Source organism: Roseovarius spongiae (assembly GCF_003651245.1).
Classification (GTDB): Bacteria; Pseudomonadota; Alphaproteobacteria; order Rhodobacterales; family Rhodobacteraceae; genus Roseovarius; species Roseovarius spongiae.
Genome location: NZ_RAPE01000005.1, coordinates 1 through 13,725, shown reverse-complemented (window position 1 = coordinate 13,725; position 13,725 = coordinate 1). Strand labels below are relative to the sequence as shown.

General features: G+C 65.1%; 15 protein-coding genes and 1 tRNA gene. 10 read left to right on the top strand and 6 right to left on the bottom strand.

Annotation, left to right across the window (positions count from 1 at the left end; all coding sequences use genetic code 11):
- Positions 1 to 21 precede the first annotated feature (21 nt).
- Positions 22 to 1,029, bottom strand: coding sequence for a hydroxylamine oxidation protein HaoB (gene haoB, locus D6850_RS15180; protein WP_121168466.1), 1,008 nt, complete (start codon positions 1,027 to 1,029; stop codon positions 22 to 24).
- Between the two features lie 47 nt (positions 1,030 to 1,076).
- The gene (locus D6850_RS15175; protein WP_121168465.1) at positions 1,077 to 2,657 is read right to left on the bottom strand and encodes a multiheme c-type cytochrome; all 1,581 of its coding nucleotides are present in this window, start codon (positions 2,655 to 2,657) and stop codon (positions 1,077 to 1,079) included.
- A gap of 308 nt (positions 2,658 to 2,965) precedes the next feature.
- Here D6850_RS15175 and ttcA point away from each other — a divergent pair, with 308 nt between their 5' ends.
- A complete protein-coding gene (gene ttcA / locus D6850_RS15170; RefSeq protein WP_121168464.1) occupies positions 2,966 to 3,859 on the top strand; it encodes a tRNA 2-thiocytidine(32) synthetase TtcA in 894 nt (297 codons plus the stop codon).
- Between the two features lie 54 nt (positions 3,860 to 3,913).
- Here the strand turns inward: ttcA and D6850_RS15165 are convergent, their stop codons facing one another.
- The 4 genes from D6850_RS15165 to rpmH form a co-directional block, all read right to left on the bottom strand.
- Positions 3,914 to 5,188, bottom strand: coding sequence for an MFS transporter (locus D6850_RS15165; RefSeq protein WP_121168463.1), 1,275 nt, complete (start codon positions 5,186 to 5,188; stop codon positions 3,914 to 3,916).
- A gap of 108 nt (positions 5,189 to 5,296) precedes the next feature.
- Positions 5,297 to 5,518, bottom strand: coding sequence for a membrane protein insertion efficiency factor YidD (gene yidD / locus D6850_RS15160; protein WP_121168462.1), 222 nt, complete (start codon positions 5,516 to 5,518; stop codon positions 5,297 to 5,299).
- On the bottom strand, positions 5,515 to 5,913 hold the full coding sequence (rnpA, locus tag D6850_RS15155) for a ribonuclease P protein component (RefSeq protein WP_121168461.1): 399 nt from the start codon (positions 5,911 to 5,913) through the stop codon (positions 5,515 to 5,517). Before rnpA ends, yidD begins: the two co-directional genes overlap by 4 nt.
- Positions 5,914 to 5,942: 29 nt before the next feature.
- On the bottom strand, positions 5,943 to 6,077 hold the full coding sequence (gene rpmH, locus D6850_RS15150) for a 50S ribosomal protein L34 (protein WP_005980833.1): 135 nt from the start codon (positions 6,075 to 6,077) through the stop codon (positions 5,943 to 5,945).
- A 258-nt stretch (positions 6,078 to 6,335) separates the two neighbouring features.
- On the opposite strand from rpmH, the gene D6850_RS15145 reads away from it, so the two are divergent.
- From D6850_RS15145 to D6850_RS15110, 9 genes are all read left to right on the top strand, one after another.
- Positions 6,336 to 7,067, top strand: a complete 732-nt coding sequence (locus tag D6850_RS15145) for a TVP38/TMEM64 family protein (RefSeq protein WP_121168460.1) — start codon at positions 6,336 to 6,338, stop codon at positions 7,065 to 7,067.
- Positions 7,068 to 8,483, top strand: a complete 1,416-nt coding sequence (locus D6850_RS15140) for a dihydrolipoyl dehydrogenase family protein (RefSeq protein WP_121168459.1) — start codon at positions 7,068 to 7,070, stop codon at positions 8,481 to 8,483. It abuts the gene before it with no gap.
- A 22-nt stretch (positions 8,484 to 8,505) separates the two neighbouring features.
- The gene (locus D6850_RS15135) at positions 8,506 to 9,885 is read left to right on the top strand and encodes a sensor histidine kinase (RefSeq protein WP_121168458.1); all 1,380 of its coding nucleotides are present in this window, start codon (positions 8,506 to 8,508) and stop codon (positions 9,883 to 9,885) included.
- 64 nt (positions 9,886 to 9,949) lie between these two features.
- Positions 9,950 to 10,026: transfer RNA gene (locus D6850_RS15130), tRNA-Arg, on the top strand.
- Positions 10,027 to 10,400: 374 nt separating this feature from the next.
- On the top strand, positions 10,401 to 10,637 hold the full coding sequence (locus D6850_RS19745) for a helix-turn-helix transcriptional regulator (RefSeq protein ID WP_245964207.1): 237 nt from the start codon (positions 10,401 to 10,403) through the stop codon (positions 10,635 to 10,637).
- 107 nt (positions 10,638 to 10,744) lie between these two features.
- Complete coding sequence (locus D6850_RS19740) at positions 10,745 to 11,074, top strand: hypothetical protein (RefSeq protein WP_245964206.1); 330 nt, start codon at positions 10,745 to 10,747, stop codon at positions 11,072 to 11,074.
- Entirely contained in the window at positions 10,999 to 11,457 is a 459-nt protein-coding gene (locus tag D6850_RS19945; RefSeq protein ID WP_425452407.1) for a DUF927 domain-containing protein, read from the top strand. The genes D6850_RS19740 and D6850_RS19945 overlap by 76 nt, the downstream gene beginning before the upstream one ends.
- Positions 11,458 to 11,587: 130 nt before the next feature.
- On the top strand, positions 11,588 to 11,989 hold the full coding sequence (locus D6850_RS15115) for an XRE family transcriptional regulator (RefSeq protein WP_121168455.1): 402 nt from the start codon (positions 11,588 to 11,590) through the stop codon (positions 11,987 to 11,989).
- A gap of 1,278 nt (positions 11,990 to 13,267) precedes the next feature.
- A complete protein-coding gene (locus D6850_RS15110; protein ID WP_121168454.1) occupies positions 13,268 to 13,480 on the top strand; it encodes a hypothetical protein in 213 nt (70 codons plus the stop codon).
- The last annotated feature ends 245 nt before the right edge of the window (positions 13,481 to 13,725 follow it).

Sequence of the window (13,725 nt, the reverse complement as noted above, 5' to 3'; positions counted from 1 at the left end):
CAAATTGCATGAGTCCAGCGCTCAGGTGCGGTCCACGACGGGTTGCAGGCGATAGATCCAGTAACCGCCGGTCTGAAACACCAGCGTCGTGCCCGCCACCCGGCCCAGGTCGGCCGTGTTGAAGGGCAGCAACTGGCCCAGAAGCGTGCTCTTGTCCTTGGCGTCGGTCAGATAGTAGGCGCGGATGACGCCGCCCTCGCGGCGCTCCACCGCATAGGCGACATGGCCCTGCGCCTTGGCCCATTCCTTGACCGCGCGGGACTTGTCATGCACTTGCCCTGCGGCCGGAAAATCGCGCAGCCCGACCAGCAGGCGATCCGGCGAATCGAGCCCGAGGTCGAAGACGTCGCGCATGTGCAGGATGATGTAGGTGTCTCGTGGCCCGGCCAGCGTTTGCAGCCGCGCGGCGCCATAGACGTCCTCGGCCAGCAGCGCGTCGATGAAATCGGCATAGCTGCCGTCCGGCGCGCCCCCATCCGCCAGCCAGCGCGTCTCGAGCGTCTCGATCTCGTCCTCCCGCCCCGCCCAGGACGCAGGCACGCGCAGGGCTTCCTGCCCGACGGCGGCGGCCAGCGGGAAATCGGCGGCCACGAAATGCGCCAGCCGCGCGGAAACGGCGGGCATCGCCAGAACGGTGCTGCCTTGCGGCAGATGCTTGTTCAGGGCGGTGATCAGCGCCAGTTCCTCGCGCTCGGATATGTCCGAGCGCAGGACGGGTTCGCCCACCTCGCTTGTCCAGCCGACGATCACGTCGCCGGCGCCGGGCAGCGTCAACACCTGCGCCGTGGCGACCGCGCGCTCAAAGCCCGGCGCCTTTACTTCGAGGACCGAGGCCGTGGCCCCCGGCGCCAAAGCCGCGAGCTTTGCGGCCTCGGCGGAGGGTTCGGCCTGGTCGGCCTCATAGGCGTATGGCGGCGACGCCGCTTCGGCGGATTGCGACAGACGCCACGCGCCGAACGCCCCGCCCGCGATCAGAACCGCCGCGATACCCGCGACGGCGATGCATTTTCCAGCCAGCGTGAAAGCCATGTCTCAACCTCCCCCGAAGCCCCGGCCTATCGACCGGGGCCGCCGTTTCATTCCGGGTTCTCGAGCTTGCGGATGCGCTCAAGCATCGCCGCGCGTTCACGCAGCCGCGTGTCCTCGTCCCGGATCCGGATGCCCTGACGCAGCAGCTGCGACCAGGCGTTGGTGTAGGTGAAACCGCCCGGGTTGGCGTGCGCGACGCCCTTGAAGACGCTCATCAGCCGCTGTTCCCACATCTCGGTGAACTCATACTCGATGGCGGAGGGATTGTTGCCCTCGGCCCAGAACAGGGCGTAGAAGCCTCCCGCGGCGTCCTTGGACGGTTCGGGCGGCGGCGGACGGTTGGTGGTCTGGCCGACCAGCAGCTTGTCGTCGTAAAGCCCCTGCATCACGGTCCGCGCCTCTTCGACCTTTTCCACGGCGTCGATCGTCACGTTGTCGATCACCTCGAAATAGCTGCGGGCGAAACGGTCCGAATGGCACTGGCTGCAGGTCGCGATCCAGGCTTCCTTGCGGTCCTCGAACCATTCGTGATCGAGATTGTCGGCGATGGATTTCATCGGCTGGAAGCCCCAGCGGACCTTCTGCACGAGGTTGTGACCATATTCGCCGTCATTCTCGAAGTGGCAGGTCTGACAGGTCGGGCCGGTCTGCCCGCCCTTCTCGAACGCCTCCTTAAGCGGCAGTTCCCAATCCCATTCGTCGCCATGGGCGGTATAGACCACGCCATGCTTGGACATCATGAAATTCTCGAACTCGGGGTGGTCGACGCCGTTGTGACAGGTCGAGCAGGCCTCGGGCTTGCGCGCCTCCACGGCCGAGAATTCGTGCCGGGTGTGGCAGGAATTGCAGGTGTTCTGCGCGGTGTGGCACATGGTGCACCCTTCGGCGACCTCGCGCTCCTCCATCCCGGCCCAGATCGCGGTTTCGTAGTTGGCCAGCATCGACAGCGCATGAGACGGGCGCCCGTCCGGCCACTGGCCCTGCGGCCAGATCGCCGTGTCGCGCTCGGATTCCCGCTCGGCGAACTGCTGGAGGTGGCATTGCCCGCAGTCGCCGGCGTCGGGCATGTGCAGGTCGGTCTTGTGGTTGCCGCCCTCGGCGCCGATGCCCATGTGACAATCGACGCACCCGACCTCCTCAAGCTGCTGCCCCTCGTCCAGCAGGCCCATCGACACGAGGTTCGTTTCCACCTGCTTGATCAGGTCCTGCTTGTAGAACCGCGAATCCGCCGGGGTCAGGCTGCGGATCTCGTCAAGATCGCTGTGAACGCTCTTTTCCCAGGAATGAACCCAGCCGGGGGTCACCCCCTGGTGACATTCCACGCATTCCCGCGCGGAGACCTCGAAATCGAGATCCGGTCCCTCGTAGAACAGGCCGGGGCTCATGTATTTCGAAAAGGCGATCGGTTCCCAGAGATCGGCGAAGGCGCCCTTGCTGTAGCCCTGTTCGGGATCGCGGTAGCGCTTGACGATGGCCTCGTAGAGCACGTTGGGCGCCGCGTTGCGCTCCAGCCCCAGCGCGGCAAAGAGCTCGTCCGGGATTTCGGCCTGTGCGGGCGCGGCCATGCCGACCAAGCCCAGACAGGCGGCCCCTGCAATTCTCTTGATGAATCCGGCAAAGACACGCATTTCCACATCCTCCGCAAACTGCGAACACGGTTCGCCCTTGTGCGGATGATGCCGGATCCTCGCTGATTGCGTAGGGCCATGGGTCCGGAAACCTCTGGGTCCGGTTCCGGCCCGGCGGCGTCGAACGAGCGGCCGCGCGCTCCTTTCGGGGGTTGCGCGACCGCGGCGTCAGGCCGGCGCCGCGAAAACGGCGGCGTGGCGGCGCGCAACGGGCGATCGGTCCTTGTCGCAAGGGATCAAGAGCGAAACATGGCAGGCGGGAACTCGGCCTCTTTTCGTGGCCGAAGGTTTGCTCTATGCCAGCGGCCATGTCCCAGGACGACGACATCCACCCGCTCTTTCACGGCGCGCCGCAGTCGACGGAATTCCGCAAGCTGCGCAAGCGGATCGTGCGGCAGGCCCGCGAAGCGATCGAACAATACGGCATGGTGCAGGATCGCAATGCGCGCTGGCTCGTCTGCCTGTCCGGCGGCAAGGACAGCTACACACTGCTGGCGGCCCTGCACGAGCTTCAGTGGCGCGGGCTGCTTCCTGTCGATCTGCTGGCCTGCAACCTCGATCAGGGCCAGCCCGGCTTTCCGGCGACCGTTCTGCCGGAGTTCCTGGAACGGATGGGCGTGCCGCATCGGATCGAATACCAGGACACCTACTCCATCGTGGTCGACAAGGTGCCGCAGGGGCGGACCTTTTGCGCGCTCTGCTCGCGGCTGCGGCGCGGCAACCTCTACCGCATCGCGCGCGAGGAAGGGTGCAGCGCCGTGGTGCTTGGCCATCATCGGGACGACATCCTGGAAACGTTCATGATGAACCTCTTTCACGGCGGGCGGCTCGCCACGATGCCGCCGAAGCTCGTCAACGAAGAGGGCGATCTCTTTGTCCTGCGCCCGCTGGCCCACGTGGCCGAGGCCGATTGCGAGCGGTTCGCGCGGGCGATGGATTATCCGATCATTCCGTGCGACCTGTGCGGCAGCCAGGACGGGCTGCAGCGCCAGCAGGTCAAGCAGATCCTCGACGGGTGGGAAAAGAACAGCCCCGGACGCCGACAGGTGATGTTCCGGGCGCTCATGAACGCGCGCCCCTCGCATCTGCTCGACCCGAAGCTCTGGGACTTCGCCGGGCTTGCGCTGAACGACGGCGCGCCAAGCGAAAGCAGCGCCGAACCGGCCCTCCCCAGGCTTGATAGCCAGGGCGCGGGCGGCTAGCCGTTCGCCACGACTGGCCTCGGGCCGACGCTTCGCGCGCGCCGCGCATGACGCTCAGGCCCCGCTCTCCTGCTGCACTTCGCTGAGGCCCAGCGCCAGCGCCGCCGCCACGGCGCAGAACCCGGCGAAGACCGCCAGCACCACCGCCGGCCCCGCCGCGTCCGCCAGCAGGCCGAAGCCGCCGCCGAGGAACAGCAGCACGCCGATCAGCGTGTTCGACAGCGCGGTGTAAACGGGCTTTGCCCCGTTCGTGTCCATGTCGGTGAGGTGGATCTTGCGCCCCGCGCGCACGCCCTCGTAGGCGATCTGCGCGACGAAGACGAAGAGCCCCGCCAGCACCGGCCCCCCGGTCCCGCCCGTGGCCACGCCGAACCCCGCCGCGACCGCAAGCGCGACCGCCGCGGCGCCGGCGGACAGCGCGAGGGTAAGGCGGCTTGAATGGTCCGACAGCCGGCCCCAGACGTAGGAAGACAGGATCGTCGCCAGCGACGACGCGATCATCAGCGAGCCGAGATTGCCGAGGCTTTCCCCCTGGCCCTGGTTGCTCAGCATCACGATGAAGGGCGGGGCGAGCGCGGTCGGAATGAGCAGCGCGCGCACGGCCACGTAGCGGCGGAATTCGTCATCCTCGCGCAGGGGGCGCAGCAACGCGGCGGCGCTGTCCATCGCCGCGCCGTCGCCATTGCCCGCCGGCTCGTCCAGCCCGGCAAAGACCAGCGCAGCCGCGATCCAGAGCCCGCCCGCGATCAGCACCACGGTCCCGATCGCCCCCGGTTCGCGCGGGATCGCGCCAAGCGCCAGCGCGACGGCGAACGCCAGCACCAGCACCGCCGCCGCGGTTCCGGCCGCGCCCGATACCGTGCCGCGCGACCCCTTGCGCAGGGTGCGCGCCGCGATGTCCTTGTAGCTGGCCGAACAGGCGGCGCGCGCCAGCGCCAGCACCGCGAGGCAGCCAAGGATCGCCCAGCCCGCCGCCGCCCCGTCGAGCAGCAGCGCGGACGCGCCGATGCCAAGCGCCGCGATCCCCTGGATGAACGACCCTGCGGCCCAGAACCACTTGCGCACCCGGCTTTTCTGGATCTCGCGCGCCAGCAGGATCTGCGGCAGCAGCGCGCCGGATTCGCGCACCGGCACCAGCGCCCCGATCAGGTAGGCGGGCGCGCCCAGCGCGCTCATCAGCCAGGCCAGCACCAGCTTGGGGTCGATCAGCCCGTCGGCGAGCTTGGTCGCGCTCAGCGATGCGAGATGGCGCATGAAGCGGCGCGGCTCGCCCGCCTCCGCCTCTTCAGGAGAGTCGGCAAGGATGCCGTATAGTTTGCGGATCGCCATTTTGTCTCCTTGCCGGATGCGGACCCGCCCAAGGATAGGGCGGCGCGCCGGGATGGCCAAGGGTGCGATCCGCAAGAAGAAGGGGCCGGGCGCGCCGGGTCCGACCGGCTACTTCGGCACCTCGTCCACGCCCGAGCCGCCCCAGGGGTTGCAGCGCAGGATGCGCCGCGCGGCGAACCAGCCGCCGCGCAAGGCGCCGTGGCGCTCCAGCGCCTCGAGCGCGTAGGCGCTGCAGGTGGGGTGGAAGCGGCAGCCGTGCCCGACCCAGGGGCTCAGGACCAGGCGGTAGGCGCGCACCGGCAGGGCGAGGATATGGGCCAGCGGGGTCATGCGTCGCGGTGCAGCTTGCGCAGGGCGTGGGCGAGATCGGCCTTGAGCGCCTCGAACGGGCGCTCCGCCGTCGCGCCGCGCCGGCCGATCAGCACGTAATCCCAGCCGGGCCGCCCGGCATGGGGGAGCACCAGGCGTGCGGCTTCGCGCAGGCGGCGCTTCGCGCGGTTGCGAGCGACCGCGTTGCCGACCTTCTTGGAGCAGGTGAAGCCGACGCGCACGGCGTCCGAATCGTCATCCCGGAATCGCGCCTGCACCATCATCGATTCCGCGCCCTGCCGCCGCGCGCGCGCGGCGCGCAGAAAGTCGGCGCGTTTGCGGATTATGTCTAGACATAACGAAACCGCCGGGGGCCTGTCCCCGGCGCTGCGGGCGGGGGCCTCCGGCGGTGTCATGTCTGTCGTCGCTCCGGGTGGGAGGGCGCTCAGGCGCTCAGCGACTTGCGGCCACGTGCGCGGCGCGCGTTCAGGATCTTGCGGCCCGCCTTGGTGGCCATGCGCGCGCGGAACCCGTGGCGCCGCTTGCGCACCAGGTTCGAGGGTTGATAGGTGCGTTTCATCGCTCCGTCTCCGACTGTCTGTTGGGGTTGCCGCCGCGCAAGGGAATCGCGCGGGTGGTCCCGATGTCTCTGAAGCCCGGTCTATAGAGGCGGCATCGGCCCAAGTCAAACCCCGCGCCGATGGTTTTTGCCCGGGCAATGTTGCAAATCCTGCCGATTCCATCACCGGCGATCAACCGCGCGTGAGCGCGCTATCTTTTTGCCCGTGCGCCCGGCATCAAGGGACATTGCCCCGATCCTGAAGGACCAGAACCCTGCATGGCCGACGCCCCGCCCCGGACCCGCCACCCCATCCTGCGCCATGCGCCGCTGGCCTTGATCCTCGTCGTCGCCGCGCTTGGCGCGTTTACCCTGCGCGATTACCTCAGCTTCGAGACGCTGCGCGAGAACCGCGCGGCGCTGCTGGCCTACCGCGACGCGCATTACGGGGTGCTGGCGGCGGCGTTTGTCGCGCTTTACGTCGTGATCGTCGCCTTTTCGCTGCCCGGCGCGGCGGTGGCCTCGGTCACCGGCGGCTTCCTGTTCGGGCTCTGGCTCGGGACCGCGTTCAACGTGATCGCCGCCTCGCTGGGCGCGTTCGCCATCTTCTGGGCGGCGCGCGCCGGGCTGGGGCGGATGCTCGCCGCGCGGATGGACGCCTCGGACGGCGCGCTGAAGCGGATCAAGCGGGGGCTGCACGAGAATGAGATCAGCGTGCTTTTCCTGATGCGTCTGGTGCCGGTGGTGCCCTTCTTCGTCGCCAACCTGCTGCCCGCGCTGGTGGGCGTGAAGTTCCGCAACTTCGCGCTGACCACCGTGCTCGGGATCATCCCCGGCGCGCTTGTCTTCACCTGGATTGGCGTCGGCCTGGGCGAGGTGTTCGACCGCGGCGAGCGCCCGGACCTCAGCCTTTTGTGGGAGCCGCAGGTGATCGGCCCGCTGCTGGGCCTCAGCGCGCTGGCGGCGCTGCCCATCGTGATAAGGGCCGTGCGCGGCCGGAAGGGGCCGTGAATGAACAGGATCGAGACGGACCTCCTGGTGATCGGCGCGGGCTCGGGCGGGCTGTCGGTCGCCGCCGGGGCGGTGCAGATGGGCGCGCGGGTGGTGCTGCTGGAAGGGCACAGGATGGGCGGCGATTGCCTCAACTACGGCTGCGTGCCGTCCAAGGCGCTGATCGCCGCCGCCAAGACCGCCCACGCGCAGGCGACCTCTGAAAAGTTCGGCGTCGCCCCGGTTGCGCCCAAGGTGGATTACGCCGCCGTCATGGACCACGTCGCGGGCGTGATCGCCACCATCGCCCCCACCGACAGCCAGGAGCGGTTCGAGGGGCTGGGCGTCACCGTGATCCGCGAGCACGGCCGCTTTCTCTCACCGACCGAGGTGCAGGCGGGCGACCATGTCATCACCGCGCGGCGCATCGTGATCGCCACCGGGTCGTCGCCGCTGGTGCCGCCCGTGCCGGGGCTGGAGGATGTGCCCTATCTCACCAACGAGACGCTGTTTGATCTGCGCGAGCGTCCCCGCCACCTGCTGATCGTCGGCGGCGGTCCCATCGGCATGGAGATGGCGCAGGCGCATGTCCGGCTGGGCTGCAAGGTGACGGTGATCGAGGGCGAGAGGGCGCTGGGCAAGGACGATCCCGAGACCGCCGCGATCGTGCTGAACCGGCTGCGCGCCGAGGGCGTGGAGATCGCGGAGAACGCGCTGGCCGCGACGATCCGCGGCAAGCCCGGCGACATCACCGTGGAGACGAAGGACGGGCGCAGCTTTGCCGGCTCGCACCTGCTGATGGCGGTGGGGCGGCGGGCGAATACCGAGCGGCTCGACCTGGACAAGGCCGGGATCGTGGTGACGAAGACCGGCATCAGGACCGACGCCAGCCTCAAGACCGCCAATCCGCGCGTCTACGCCATCGGCGACGTCGCGGGGGGGATGCAGTTCACCCACGTGGCGGGCTACCATGCCGGCGTCATCCTGCGCTCGGCGCTCTTCGCGCTGCCCTCGAAGGCGCGCAGCGACCATATCCCCTGGGCCACCTATACCGACCCGGAACTGGCGCAGGTCGGGCTCACGGAGGCGCAGGCGCGCGAGCGGCACGGCAATATCGAGGTCGCGCGATTCGACTTTGCCCATAATGACCGGGCCATCGCCGGTCGCGCGACCGAGGGGCTCATCAAGGTGATGGTCCATCGCGGCCGCCCCGTCGGCGTCTCGATCGCGGGCGCGCAGGCGGGGGAGGTCGCGAACCTCTGGGCGCTGGCGCTGGCCAACCGCATGAAGATGAAGGACATCGCCGCGATGGTGTCGCCCTATCCGACCATCGGCGAGGTCGGCAAACGCGCCGCGGGGGCCTATTTCTCGCCCCGGCTTTTCGATAATGTGTGGATCAGGCGGGCGGTGGGCCTGGTCCAGCGCCTGCTTCCCTGATCCGAAACCGGAACGCGCGGGCATGAACACACTTTCGGGACGTTTCCTGATCCTGACGGCGATCTTCGTGATGCTGGCCGAAGTATTGATCTTCGTCCCCTCGGTCGCGCGGTTCCGCGCGGATTTCCTGGAATCAAGGCTGGAACGCGCGCAGATCGCGTCGCTGGCGCTGCTGGCGGCGGACGAGATCAGCGATGATCTGCAAGAGGAACTGCTGCTCAACGCCGGGGTCTTCAACGTGGTGTTGCGGCGCGACGAGGCGCGCCAGCTCGTCCTGTCCTCGCCCATCCCGACGCCGATCTCGGCGACCTATGACCTGCGCGATCCTTCGGCGCTCGTTCTGATCCGCGACGCGATGGCGCGGCTGGCCGACCCCGGGCCGCGCGTGATCCGGGTGATCGGCGCGCCCTCGCGCATGGCGGGGCTCTTGATCGAGATCACGATGGACACCGGGGAGCTGCGCGCCGCGATGATCGATTACGGGTTGCGCATCCTGATGTTGTCGGCGGTGATTTCCGGGGTCACGGCGGTGCTGCTATTTCTTGCCGCGCGGCTTTTCATCGTGCGCCCCATCAAGCGGGTGATCGACTCGATGAAGAGCTACGCGCTCGCCCCCGAGGACGCCCGCGGCTTCATCGAACCCAATGCCAGCGTGCGCGAATTGCGCGAGGCCGAGGAGACGCTGCAACTTCTGCAAACCGAGCTGACCGGCGCGCTGCGCCAGAAGGAGCGGCTGGCGCAACTGGGCGGGGCGGTGGCCAAGGTGAGCCATGATTTGCGCAACATCCTCACTTCGGCGCAGCTCTTTACCGACCGGCTCGGCCAGTCCGAGGACCCGGCCGTCAAGCGCATGGCGCCCAAGCTGGTGAACTCCATCACCCGCGCGGTGCACCTGTGCGAATCGACGCTCGCCTACGGCAAGGCCGAAGAGCCGGCGCCGGTGCTGGGCCGCTTCCTGCTCTGGGACATCCTGGGCGACGTGATCGAGAGCGAGCGCCTGTCGGTGGACGACGCCGATATCAGTTTTGCGGAGGACGTGCCCGCGGGGCTTTCGATCCGTGCGGACCGCGAACAGCTCTACCGCGTGCTGGCCAACCTCGTGCGCAACGCCCGCCAGGCCATCATCGCCAGCGGCAAGACCGGCGAGATCGCGGTCTCGGCCGAGGAGACCGAGGACGCCTGGATCATCCGCGTCGCCGATACCGGTCCCGGCCTGCCGCCCAAGGCGCGTGAACACCTGTTCCAGCCGTTCCAGGGACGGGCGAGCAAGGGGGGCGCGGGTCTCGGCCTCACGATTTCCGCGGAACTGGTGCGCGGCCATGGCGGGGAGCTCACGCTGGAGGAGACCGGCCCCGACGGGACCACCTTCGTCATCACCCTGCCCAAGGGCGACATCGGCTGAGCCCGCAGTTTTCCGCCCGCCCCCCTTGCCAACCGCCACCGCTGCCGCTAAACGCTGCCCCCGTGGACCGATAGCTCAGCTGGATAGAGTACCTGACTACGAATCAGGGGGTCGGGGGTTCGAATCCTCCTCGGTCCGCCACAACCTCCCTTTAAGCGTTTGAAAAGTATAGTTTATACTCACTTTCATTCTGCTATGCCACCATACATACCACCATTAAGTCCGCGTTGGTTCGCAGTTTGTTGCAACGGTCTGCTGCATTGTGCAGAACAACAGCATAGCTTGGCGATCTTCCAAGGTCAGCAATGTAACTGGTCGGCCATTGGCTCAGTGTGTTCTGGCTGCTACTTCCAAGTATGGAAAATGAGAATTCGCTCCGAATTCGCAGGAAATTCTCAAAACAGTATGCTATAAGCTCGGTTCTACTCAATCAGCACCAAAACCAATCTTCTCCGGACGCGCTATTGTCGTCCGCAGAGGGCAAATTTGCGTGCGCAAACAGGAGACATACGGAAGTGAGCCAGCCCTCGAATACTCTTTATCTATCTGCTGAACAGGTCGCCAAGCGGTTCAGCGTCTCAAAGGACACCATCTGGCGCTGGAAGCGCGATGGTGATTTCCCTGCCGCTGTCAAGCTTGGCGGCACGACCACGCGCTGGCGCCTTAGCGACATCGAAGAGTGGGAGGGTTGCCTGGTAAGCGGCTTTATGACCAGCCTCGATTTCAGGCCACAGACAGCCGCAGCGGTCTAAGCCTAAGTCAATCCCTATGTCGCGCCCCTTGAGGGGCGCGACTGCACTGACCCAACGGCGCGATGCCCCTCGCGCCGAACAATTCACCTTTGCCATGAGAGCAGCAAATGACCAATCAGACCAATCCCGCCGACTTCGGCACTACCGGCAATGTCACCAGCCTTCCCAATAGTGTCCAGGTCGCGCGGCAGCCGGCCGAGATGTGTGCCGCCCTAGGCGAGCCTGATGGTATGTCCTCGGATTTCTCATTGACCACGGGAGTTTTTCAATTTCGTTTGGAAGATGACGAAGATGTCCTCCCTGTTCGGATTTGGTCGCCAATGATTGTCGAGGGTATCTGTCGAGCCGCAAAAGGTGGACGTTGGGGCCGTGTCGTGCTGTTCAGGAGCCGGACGGAGTCTGGCATGAACACATCCTCGACAAGAAGCACGTTTTGAAGGGTTCGAGCGTAGTTCTGGATAGCCTGCTCGAATGTGGCTTGATGCTCTCATCTGCAGATAAAGCCGCGAAAAGCGTTCTGGAGCTTTCGGCCGCTTGGCGCCTTAACAAACGTCATCTGAGCGCCGATCGTTTGGGTTGGACCGATGGATCTTTCGACGCTTTTGTCTTGGAGGACTCCAAGGTCATCGGCACGAAGCCCGTCGTTGTCGATGGTGTTCCTACCGATATCGAGGGCGCAATCCATGAGCGGGGCTCGCTTGACGATGGGCGGGAAGAGGTGTCTTCGGCTCAACTTAGTCGGCGTAGTCGCGGCAGGGGAGTAGAGCTAAGCTTCGTGTTCCGCCGATCAATCAATATTCGGACCAGTTGGACCACATAAATGTTGCCTGCAAACAGTCTGTGGTCCAACTGGTCCATTCGGCCCGACTGCTTCCCGCCGCGCATACCCATTCAGAGCATCGCTATAACTGAAGCAAGCAGCACATGCTGTGTCACTTCAGGAGAGAGCGATGCCAAAGAAGCCACACCAAGATACCAAGCTGGCGAAGTATATCGAGCGCCGCGTGCTCGAGCTGAAATCGAAAAAGTCTCAGCTGGAGATCGCCAATGCGGCTGGTTTCAAGAACCCGAACATGGTGACCATGATCAAACTTGGCTCGAGCAAGCTGGCCTTGGACCGCGTCCCATCGATGGCGCGCGCGCTCGAATGTGACCCCGCGTTTCTGATGCGGCTCGCCCTTGAGCAGGCTGTCGGCGACACCGCGGCCCAGGCGATCCTCGAAATCTTCGGCACGGCCGTTACGGCCAACGAACGCGCCTGGCTCGAAGAGATCCGCGACGCCTCCGGAAACAGCGATCCACGCATGACCAGCAGGTCCAGCACGGCCCTCAGGTCCATCTTTCGGAGGTGAGTGCAATGTATGGGAGTGAAGGACTGAGAGCCAATGAGAGGGCTTGGCTGCGCTTCCTGAGAGAGGTGAGCCATGACACCGACCCTTGCCCCACCTTGCGGCGCGTGCAGCTGTTGCGGCGCATCTGTGAGACCAGAAGGGCATAAGGGCAAGAAATACCGAAGTCGCGGTGCGGGAATGGCTGCATCGCGGCGCTTCGCCGGCTCCCAACCATCAGGAGATATCAAGATGTATGGCACAGGAATGTTGACGCCATGTTTACATCCGTCAACATTGGCGATTGTGACGTAAACATTCACCGCTGGAATTCCGGTCAAAAACGACAGCAACAGGCGCCCGATGCTTACCCTATGTTTACCTTATGTTGACAAAATTCGCCTCAAAACGAATTTTTTGCCTTCCGCATTCTAAGTCGGAACAGCTCAGATCCCACAAAAGAAGACTTAGGAGGTTCAGCCAAGTGGTTGCCGGCGCATGAATGCGAAAGGAAAACTTCACACCGCAGTCCGCATTGCACTAATTCGTTAAGTGCAGGTTGTTTATCCGGCAGCATCATGCGCCGTTGTCGACCAGACCTGATAGGTGGAAGAGTGAAATGACTCGCCCAGAGCAATCGCGTCATCTCTCGTCCATAGGAGCGCGCTGAGACGCCATCACAGTCAGACTGCCACCTCCGCACAATCCCAAAGCACCTGTTTACACACGTTCGGCCCCAGAACAGGATGAAGCGCCGGATAACACCCCGCCCCTCCCCAAAGCAGCTATTTGGCTGTGCAGCTGGATACGTCGGCAACTGTCTTCCCAGAGCCGGAGAGACCAGCCGCGCACTGAATTGGGAATGGCCTTCGTTCCGAGCCACCACAGTAATGCGCCCATTGAGCTGCACGGGGTCAAAGTCCGAGGACACAAGATCGTCATAGATGGCCTCAACCAAGGCGCGGTCATGGTGGTCTCTCTTCGGATCTGAGCAGCTAGACATCTAGCGATAGTGCTTGAATGAACGGTCGCAGCCTGCCAGCCCTGCATCCCCTTGTTCCGCTGATACAGTTTGAGCTTGTCACGGTTTGATGCCGCTCCGCCGAGCGGGAATGGCTCGACATTCCCGCAGACATTGGAGGCGGCGCCCATGGAGAAAGCGAAGTCCTAGAAAATCCATCAAGATGCGATGGGGATGCATTCTGGCGCCGGCATCTGCTGGTGTTGAAACCTCCTCTATGCGGCGTGACTTGACGCGATTGCAAAGTTTCAGCGCATGACTTCGTCGATGCGGCTTTCGGGATGACCGTCGAGCAACGCGTGCAGCGTAGTGGTCAGGTGGGCGGGCACACCGAGATATTGTCAGCGGGCGACATTGCGGAACTGAAAGTCCTGCTCGGCTATGCGAACCAATCCCACCACGACACCAACGCCGCCTGGCAGACAGCAGTAAACAACGACGCCGAACTGACTGATTTCGCAGAGCGAACGCTTCTGTTTGCTTCGCGGCGTTGAACTGGCGAAGCAGCTTGAGGAGGCTCTCGAATGTCCGCTATTCGGTCTGCACCTGATGCATTGGCACCCGAGGAGAATGTCGGCCTCCCGCCCAGATCGACCCGGTCCGCTCCCGGCCTATTTTGTTGAAAAACTCTTGTTGATTTGGGGCCTGTTCGCTGATTCACTTTTGGTAGTGAAGCGGGGGGATCTGCGATGCTGGGACCGAAGCAAGAGGCGCAAGTGGCGTTATTTTACGAGTTCTC

Excerpts from the sequence above, each read along its gene's own strand:
- haoB (WP_121168466.1), bottom strand. The coding sequence starts at position 1,029 with ATGGCTTTCACGCTGGCTGGAAAATGCATCGCCGTCGCGGGTATCGCG.
- D6850_RS15175 (WP_121168465.1), bottom strand. The coding sequence starts at position 2,657 with ATGCGTGTCTTTGCCGGATTCATCAAGAGAATTGCAGGGGCCGCCTGT.
- ttcA (WP_121168464.1), top strand. The coding sequence starts at position 2,966 with ATGTCCCAGGACGACGACATCCACCCGCTCTTTCACGGCGCGCCGCAG.
- D6850_RS15165 (WP_121168463.1), bottom strand. The coding sequence starts at position 5,188 with ATGGCGATCCGCAAACTATACGGCATCCTTGCCGACTCTCCTGAAGAG.
- yidD (WP_121168462.1), bottom strand. The coding sequence starts at position 5,518 with ATGACCCCGCTGGCCCATATCCTCGCCCTGCCGGTGCGCGCCTACCGC.
- rnpA (WP_121168461.1), bottom strand. The coding sequence starts at position 5,913 with ATGACACCGCCGGAGGCCCCCGCCCGCAGCGCCGGGGACAGGCCCCCG.
- rpmH (WP_005980833.1), bottom strand. The coding sequence starts at position 6,077 with ATGAAACGCACCTATCAACCCTCGAACCTGGTGCGCAAGCGGCGCCAC.
- D6850_RS15145 (WP_121168460.1), top strand. The coding sequence starts at position 6,336 with ATGGCCGACGCCCCGCCCCGGACCCGCCACCCCATCCTGCGCCATGCG.
- D6850_RS15140 (WP_121168459.1), top strand. The coding sequence starts at position 7,068 with ATGAACAGGATCGAGACGGACCTCCTGGTGATCGGCGCGGGCTCGGGC.
- D6850_RS15135 (WP_121168458.1), top strand. The coding sequence starts at position 8,506 with ATGAACACACTTTCGGGACGTTTCCTGATCCTGACGGCGATCTTCGTG.
- D6850_RS19740 (WP_245964206.1), top strand. The coding sequence starts at position 10,745 with ATGACCAATCAGACCAATCCCGCCGACTTCGGCACTACCGGCAATGTC.
- D6850_RS15115 (WP_121168455.1), top strand. The coding sequence starts at position 11,588 with ATGCCAAAGAAGCCACACCAAGATACCAAGCTGGCGAAGTATATCGAG.
- D6850_RS15110 (WP_121168454.1), top strand. The coding sequence starts at position 13,268 with ATGACCGTCGAGCAACGCGTGCAGCGTAGTGGTCAGGTGGGCGGGCAC.